This window comes from Micromonospora sp. B11E3 (assembly GCF_039871625.1).
Lineage (GTDB): Bacteria > Actinomycetota > Actinomycetes > Mycobacteriales > Micromonosporaceae > Micromonospora.
Genome location: NZ_JBDPMC010000182.1, coordinates 1 through 2,338, shown reverse-complemented (window position 1 = coordinate 2,338; position 2,338 = coordinate 1). Strand labels below are relative to the sequence as shown.

Sequence of the window (2,338 nt, the reverse complement as noted above, 5' to 3'; positions counted from 1 at the left end):
CCGAGCGGACCAACGCCGAACGCAGGACCGCCTGGATGACGGACCGTGTCTGGGCGACGTGTGCCGCCGCCCCCACCGGATTCCAGAACCACATCGCGGCGGCGACGGCGAACTCGGCCTGCATGAAGCTGAACATGGCCACCGCCGTACGCTTGCCGGTCTCCGTCTCGAGGAAGAACTTCTTCTCCGCCTCGATCACGGCGAGCAGCAGGTCAGCCGTCTCGGCCATCTTCCTCACGAACGGAACGGTCTGGGCCACGAACCGGTCGAAGACCTCGCCCTCCCCCGCCTCCCCGACCGCCCTGATCGCCTGCTCCAGCAACGGACCAAGCACCGTACGCACCCGATGCTCCAGCACCTCGGCCGTACCGATGTCCTGCCACAACAACGGCAGCTTCGCCCGGGACAACCTGAACCCGGTGAACCCTTCCAAAACCCGCATCGCGCTCTCGTCGAGCTCAACGGTCGGAACGGCGGCGGCCAACGCGCAACGCTCCCTTCCCCGCCCCGGATCAGGGGCACCCAGCGCGGATCAGTCAACCGCGCTGACCGCCACCCCAGCCCCCGACCACCTCGTCGGCGATGACCTCGGCACTGCCCCCACCCGGCGGCCGAGGCCCCAACTCCCCGCCCCGCAACCCGACCGACGCCTCCACCACCACCCAAGATGTCGATCACCGAGAGCCACGCACCCCTCACCGTAAAGTGACGGTAGTCGACATCGGCGACACGAGCCATCCCCACCCACACGTGAGCCACCACACATCCAGACGCGCGGCATGGGCGAACAGGCCTCCCGGTAAGTAGACAGCGAAAGATCAACGACAACGCTGGTCAGAGCAGGTGCCGCAGGACAGCGGTGCTGCTCGCGCCGAGAGCCGGTTGACCAGCGTTGCCGTTGATTTCGGGCTGGAAGCTACAACCGCCGCTCTTAGAGGGCATCCCGTTCAGATGTGCGGTGGAGTGCCCGCTTCGGGTTGAAAGTCGCGCCAGGATGGTGTCGATTCGTGGGTGAGTCGTCGGCTCATGTTGTCGATCATGGCCCAGTGGATGTGGGCCCGCGAGTGTCCTGGTGACGTTTCGTAGTCACGGACGAGTCGGCGGTGGAGCATGAGCCAGCCGTTGGTGCGCTCGATCGCCCATCGCTTCGGTAGGGGCTGGAATCCTTTCTGGCCTGGGGTTTTGGCCACGACTTGCACGGTGATGCCGTGGGCGGCGCCGCGTTCGATGACGGTGGTGCGGTAGGCGGAGTCGACCCATACCGTGCTGATGTGACGGTGGGTGGCGGCGAGGTGGTCGATGACGTCGCGGCCGGCGGCGGTGTCGGAGATGCTGGCGGCGGTGACGATGACGACCAGCAGCAGGCCGAGCACGTCGGTGGCGAGGTGCCGTTTGCGGCCCTTGATCTTCTTGCCGGCGTCGATGCCTTGGCTGGCTTCGGGGACGTTGCTGCTGGTCTTGACGCTCTGGGAGTCGATGATCGCGGCGGTGGGCTCCGTGTCGCGGCCGGCTGCCTGCCGGACTTTGCCGCGCAGCAGGTTGTGGATGGTCTCCGTCGTGCCGTCAGCGGCCCAGCGGGTGAAGTAGGAGTGGACGGTCTTGTACGGGGGGGAAGTCGTGGGGCAGGTACTCCCAGGCGATGCCGGTGCGGTTGACGTAGAGGATCGCGTTGACGATTTCCCGCAGGTCATGCACGGGTTTACGGAGGCCCAGGCCGCCCTGGGCAGCCCGCCAGGCGGTCATGGTCGGTTCGATCAGCGCCCACCGGGCGTCGGACAGATCGGTGCGATACGGGCGGCGAGGGGTCGTCATACGTCGATCATCACGACTCAAGATCCTCGCAGCCGGCAAGGCATCAACCAGCGTGTATCAGCCTAGATCCAGACGAGATGCCCTCTTAGAGCCTGGTAAATAAGAGCCTGGTAAATAAGGGTTTCAGGGCATCGCTGGGCGCGCGGCAAAGGTCGACTGCGGTGATCGCGCCAGCGTGGCGGCGTGACATGAGGAAGGGCCTCCGGTACGAGCAAAGGCGACTAAACCGGCACGACCGAAGGCCCAACCCTGTCTGTACACCTTGTCGCCGGTGTCGCCGCATCCATCACCCCGGCCGCCCTTGATGCTCACCTGCCCACCGCCCGGCCACGGCACTATCCCTCCGACACCAGCGACGCCGAGTGGGCTGTCCTGGCCCCACACGTCCCGGCCGGCACTGGACGTGGCCGGCCGATCATCTACCCCCGCCGCGACATCGTGGACGCGATCCGCTACCTCGACCGCACCGGCTGCCAGTGGGACGCGCTACCGGCCGACTTCCCCCACCACAAGCTGGTCTACCACT

General features: G+C 66.5%; 2 protein-coding genes and 1 pseudogene. 1 reads left to right on the top strand and 2 read right to left on the bottom strand.

Annotated elements, in window-relative coordinates:
* Window positions 1-442: hypothetical protein (locus ABGB16_RS33510; RefSeq protein ID WP_347672061.1), on the bottom strand; the 442-nt coding region annotated here is incomplete at its 3' end.
* 505 nt (window positions 443-947) lie between these two features.
* Window positions 948-1,812 (bottom strand): annotated as a pseudogene (locus ABGB16_RS33505) (IS5 family transposase).
* Between the two features lie 312 nt (window positions 1,813-2,124).
* On the opposite strand from ABGB16_RS33505, the gene ABGB16_RS33500 reads away from it, so the two are divergent.
* A partial coding sequence (locus ABGB16_RS33500; protein WP_347672062.1) for a transposase occupies window positions 2,125-2,338 on the top strand: 214 nt, incomplete at its 3' end.